The sequence below is a fragment of the Luteococcus sp. genome (assembly GCF_043424415.1).
Classification (GTDB): Bacteria; Actinomycetota; Actinomycetes; order Propionibacteriales; family Propionibacteriaceae; genus Luteococcus.
In genome coordinates this window covers 1-4,625 of the sequence record NZ_JBHWOO010000283.1, presented here as the reverse complement: position 1 = coordinate 4,625, position 4,625 = coordinate 1, and the positions used below count along the sequence as shown (strand labels likewise).

Below are 4,625 nucleotides of genomic sequence, written 5' to 3'. Positions count from 1 at the left end.
GAACTCCCCCATGACCCCACCGTCGACTTCCCCCACGGCACGCCTGCCCGCGACATCATCGCCGGCCTGGTTGCGCCCGGGGACGTGGAGCGCGCCTATCGCGACCTGGATGCCGGCGAGCTGGCCTGCGCCGACCGGACGAGGGCGATGCCCGGCGCCGTCGAGCTCACCGCAAGCCTTCCCGTCGAGCGGTGGGCGGTGGTCACCTCGGCCGGGCGCCCGCTCGCCGAGGCCCGTCTGGCTGCCGCCGGTCATGCTCCGCGCCATGTGGTGAGCGCCGACGACGTGACCCGCGGCAAGCCCAACCCCGAGCCCTACCGTCGTGGGGCCGCGGTGCTGGGCATGGACCCGTCCCGCCTGGCCGTCTTCGAGGATGCCGCCGCCGGGGTGGCGGCTGCCCGGGCCGCCGGCATCGGGCTGGTGGTGGGCGTGGGCGACGAGCTGGACCCGGCCAGCGTCGACGTGCTGCTGCCAGACCTGCGCTCGGCCCGGTTGGTGGAGGCCGATGATCGTCTGGTGCTCGAGTTGGATTCCTGAGCTGGGCTGCTGGGCTGGGGTCCTGAACCTTGCCCGGAGGTTCCCGGGGCGGCGGCCGTCCCTGATGACTTCCCAAAATCGGTGGCATCCACGGGCAGGTGGGTGCCACCATTGCCGCAGGTCACGAGTCGCGACGCCAACCCTCTGGAGTGGTCGCGCAGCAACCGGAGCCGCTCCGGTGCTTTCCAGGGAAGACCCGGCCAGCCGGCACTCCCGCCGCGCTGGGCAAAGCGGCCTCGCTTCGAGGCCCGGAGCGAGGAGTTCGCATGAACCGTCCCCTGCCGCCCTTCCCGCGGCCCCTTCCTGCCGACCAGACATCCGTCGGTTTCCTGCTCGACGAGGACGGCCAGCCCCAGCTGGCGCCGCGTCCTGCGCTGGCAGAGTCCTATCGTCTGGCCAACCTGCGGCTGTGGCTCCCGACGGGTGCCGTGGTCGACCTGCTCCCCCGCCATGCCGTGGCTGCGGCCGTCCAGCCTGCCGAGGGCAGCCCCGCACTGCTGGAATCCATCGTGGGCACCCACATCATCTTCCCCGGACCGGACGCCCTGGAAACCCTGACCGCTCAGGGAATCCAGTGGACCCGCGCGGCCCGCTGGGCGCCGTCGCTGGACTGGGCCGAGCCCGGTGTGATGGTCCACGGGCTCGACGACGACCAGATGCGTGAGTTGGCCGAGTCGCTCGGGGCGGAGGCCTGGCTGCAGGTGTGCCCGAACGGGCTGCGGGTCGGTTCGGGCGACGGGCGCCTGGACTGGCTGCCGCGCTCCGCCGTCGCGGTGCGCGAGGCCATGCCGGGCTGCCCGCTGCGGGCAGGGCTCGATGACTTCTGTGTGCCCCGCGGCGGGCCGTGGACGAGCAAGTCCCGCGTGGCCTTCATGATGTGGCAGCAGCACCGGCGGATGCTCGTCGAGGCCCTGGGTTGTGGCGTGTGCCACGGCGGCGAGGTCATCGATCCTCGACGAACAGTGCGGGTGCAGTGATCGCCGGGCGGGCGAGGTCACCAGAACAGGCCGATCTGTTCCATCAGAAGGCCCGCCTTCTCGATGTACCCGGCCGCAAGCTCGACGGCCTCGCTCGCCTCGGCCTCACTTGTCTGGCTGAAGGTACTGGAGGGGTATTCGATCTCATGGCGTCGGCGACGCAGCGTGCTGAACTCCTGGAATCCCGGCGAGAACTGGGCTCGGAGCGCTTCTTCGACGGCCCGGTGACCGCCGGACTGGGTAGGGCGCAGCCCTTGGTGGACGAGAAGGGCAGTCCCGGCCATGCGCACCGCGTCATAGGCATTGGCGTAAGCAGTATCCGGGTCGATCGTCACAACCGCGCGCGCCGCAGCCAAGGTACGGCGGGCACGGTCCAGCTGCAGCGAACCGTCCGAAGCACCCCGCTGGAGCCGCTCCAGCGAGCGTGCCTCCACCAGCTGCTCAATGACGGCCGCACCTTTCGGCCATCGCTTGCTCATGTCTCCTCCAGCGCCGGGGTGACGTCGAGCCAAGGCCGTGCCTTGATCTCGCTGACCAGTCGATCGCTGCCATCCTCCCACTCGGCCAGGGACCGCATCGTCGGATTGACGTCGATGCCCAACCGATCCTGACTCCGGTCAGCAGCCTTGTACATCTCGGTTCGCCGCACATCCCCCACCACCAGCACGTCGACATCATGCGGCTGGTGCCCTGCCTCGCCGTGATGGCGAGCAGCCCAGGACCCGAAGATGAGCACCTTCACCGCGCCGGAAATCTGGGAGAACTCCTCCCCGATGATGGTGGCGGGACCCAAGACCACTTCGACCAGTCGCGTGAGCGGATCGGCGGCGGGGTGGTCGCGGTTCATGCGCACGAGGCGCGTACGCCCGACATACGTCTCGTCCAGGATGTCAGCTCCGACCAGCCTGCTCACCTCTCGATGGACCGTCCCCGAAGGCACGTCGGTGAGGCGGCTGATATCGGCCAGTGAGTACTGCTCCGTGGGGTGCAGGCACAACAACGCGAGGATCCTTGCCACCGCTCCGCTACGAAAGACCGGGAACAACGCCGGCGCCTTTGTTCTCATAGATGGAAGATATCCTCCATCTATGAGATGAATCAATGGGGCATGATCACTGATCCCCAGAGACCCGCCTGACCCAGGGGATCGTCGCGACGAATAGCATCGGGTCATGCGCCGCACCCCGGCGGCGCTTCGACGAGGAGGTCGGCATGGCCCTGCAGGAGATCGAGTTCACCTCGCACAACGGACGCGACCAGATCCAAGCCTGGGTGTGGTCACCGGTGGGCACACCCAGGGCGGTGGTGCAGCTGGTGCACGGGCTGGGCGAGCACGCCCGCCGCTACCACCGTCTGGTCTCTGCCCTGGTGGATGCCGGTCTCGTCGTCGTGGCCGATGACCATGCCGGGCACGGCCGCACGGCGATGCGTGAGGGCATCTGGGCCGACGCGGGCGATGACGCTGCTGCCGTGGTGGTGGCCGACGAACTGACCCTGCAGGCCAAGGCGCGCGAGCTCTTCCCCGAGCTGCCCTATGTGGTCTTCGGCCACAGCTGGGGTTCGATGATCGCCCGCGTGATGGCGACTCGTGAGGGGGCGGCACTGGACGGTCTGGCGCTGTGTGGTGTGGCGGCGCAGATGCGCGGCATCGAATCGGTGGTCGACCGGGCACGCCTGCAGTCCCTGGCGACTGGCGATGGTGCTGCCGAGCCTGCCCCCGACGACCTGGTGGGGCAGCTCTTCGACGGTTTCGTCGAGCGCTTCGGTGAGGATGCCGGCCCGACTGCGTGGGTGGCCAAGGACGTCGACGTGGTGGTCGACCACGGCCGCGACCCCTTCAACAACTTCGGCGCTCCCCTGAGCAGCCGCTTCCTGCAGGGATTCGTCGACCTCTACGACCAGGCCAATGCCGACAGCTTCTACGAGCAGCTCCCCTCCGACCTGCCCGTACTGATCCTGGCCGGCGACCAGGACCCCGTCGCCAACTACGGCGAGGGCGCCTACCACGTGGCGAATCGCCTGCGCGCCACCGGCCACGACGACGTGCGCACCCGCGTCTGGAGCGGGCTGCGGCACGAGGTGCACAACGAGCCGGAGAGCCGGGACGAGGTGGTTGACGAGCTGGTGGAGTTCGTGGGGCGGGTGGGCAAGTAGTCCGGAGGAGACACGATCGGCCCTCCCCCGCGCAGGGCCGTGCCCTGGCAGGATGGCTGCCATGCCGCCCACCGAGGATCGCAGGTTCAGCCACGACGAACTGTCGACCTGCCCCTTGGTCATTGATGCCATCTATGAAGGCGGCACCGCAGGCCATGCCGGAGACGACCCAATCGGCAAGATCCTGCCCGTCGGCAACCAGGGCGGTTTTCGTTACAAGGGCAGCCCTATGCGCAATGACGTGAGGGTCATCGTGCTCTACACCTCGGGCGGAGAGACCGACTGGCCCGATCGGTTGGATCCGGAGACTGGCCAGTTCACCTATTACGGCGACAACCGCACGGCCGGGCATGAGCTGCACGACACCCGGCGCAAGGGCAACCTGCTGCTGCGCAACATCTTCGAGGCGTCACACGAGAGCCCTCAATCCAGGGCAACGGTTCCGCCCATCTTCCTGTTCGAGAAGGTCGGCACCGGGCGCGACGTGCGCTTTCGCGGGCTACTGGTTCCGGGCTTCAAGGGCTTGAGCCAAGAGGAGGAGCTTGTGGCGGTGTGGCGAACCACGCAGCGCAAGCGCTTCCAGAACTACCACGCCCACTTCACCGTTCTCGACGTGGCGACGATCGAGCGCGACTGGCTCGACAACATCGCTGCCGGCCGTGCACGTGAAGCTTGTCCACCGGCGTGGCGACGCTGGGTACAGGGCCGCATCTACTCACCCTTGGCTGCGCCTCGCACATTGCAGGTCCGGTCCAAGGACGAGCAACTCCCACAGCGCCCGGACGAGCAAGCCATGCTTGAGCTGATTCATGGACACTTCAGTCCTCGCCCGACCGAGTTCGAACACTTCGCGGCCCACTTGTGGACGCTCCAGGATCCATCCGTAACCGCAGTTGACGTGACGAGGGCTTCTCGGGATGGAGGGCGGGACGCGCTGGGCACGTACCGGATCGGACC

The 4,625-nt window shown here is 68.3% G+C and carries 6 protein-coding genes and 1 riboswitch; of the genes, 4 read left to right on the top strand and 2 right to left on the bottom strand.

Annotation, left to right across the window (positions count from 1 at the left end):
• Together ACHFFZ_RS15920 and ACHFFZ_RS15915 are read left to right on the top strand one after the other, a co-directional pair.
• Positions 1 to 537 (top strand): HAD-IA family hydrolase (locus ACHFFZ_RS15920; RefSeq protein WP_394277583.1); only part of this gene is annotated, 537 nt, incomplete at its 5' end.
• A 119-nt stretch (positions 538 to 656) separates the two neighbouring features.
• Positions 657 to 774: riboswitch (SAM riboswitch) on the top strand.
• 29 nt (positions 775 to 803) lie between these two features.
• Complete coding sequence (locus ACHFFZ_RS15915) at positions 804 to 1,514, top strand: hypothetical protein (protein ID WP_394277582.1); 711 nt, start codon at positions 804 to 806, stop codon at positions 1,512 to 1,514.
• A 17-nt stretch (positions 1,515 to 1,531) separates the two neighbouring features.
• On the opposite strand, the gene ACHFFZ_RS15910 is transcribed toward ACHFFZ_RS15915, so the two are convergent.
• Entirely contained in the window at positions 1,532 to 1,993 is a 462-nt protein-coding gene (locus tag ACHFFZ_RS15910) for a hypothetical protein (protein WP_394277581.1), read from the bottom strand.
• Positions 1,990 to 2,580 (bottom strand): winged helix-turn-helix domain-containing protein, encoded by a 591-nt coding sequence (locus ACHFFZ_RS15905; RefSeq protein WP_394277580.1) that lies wholly within the window; start codon positions 2,578 to 2,580, stop codon positions 1,990 to 1,992. Before ACHFFZ_RS15905 ends, ACHFFZ_RS15910 begins: the two co-directional genes overlap by 4 nt.
• A 146-nt stretch (positions 2,581 to 2,726) precedes the next feature.
• Between ACHFFZ_RS15905 and ACHFFZ_RS15900 the strand changes: the two genes are divergently transcribed.
• Both ACHFFZ_RS15900 and ACHFFZ_RS15895 read left to right on the top strand, forming a co-directional pair.
• A complete protein-coding gene (locus tag ACHFFZ_RS15900) occupies positions 2,727 to 3,668 on the top strand; it encodes an alpha/beta hydrolase (protein WP_394277579.1) in 942 nt (313 codons plus the stop codon).
• A 61-nt stretch (positions 3,669 to 3,729) separates the two neighbouring features.
• A partial coding sequence (locus tag ACHFFZ_RS15895; protein ID WP_394277578.1) for a restriction endonuclease occupies positions 3,730 to 4,625 on the top strand: 896 nt, incomplete at its 3' end.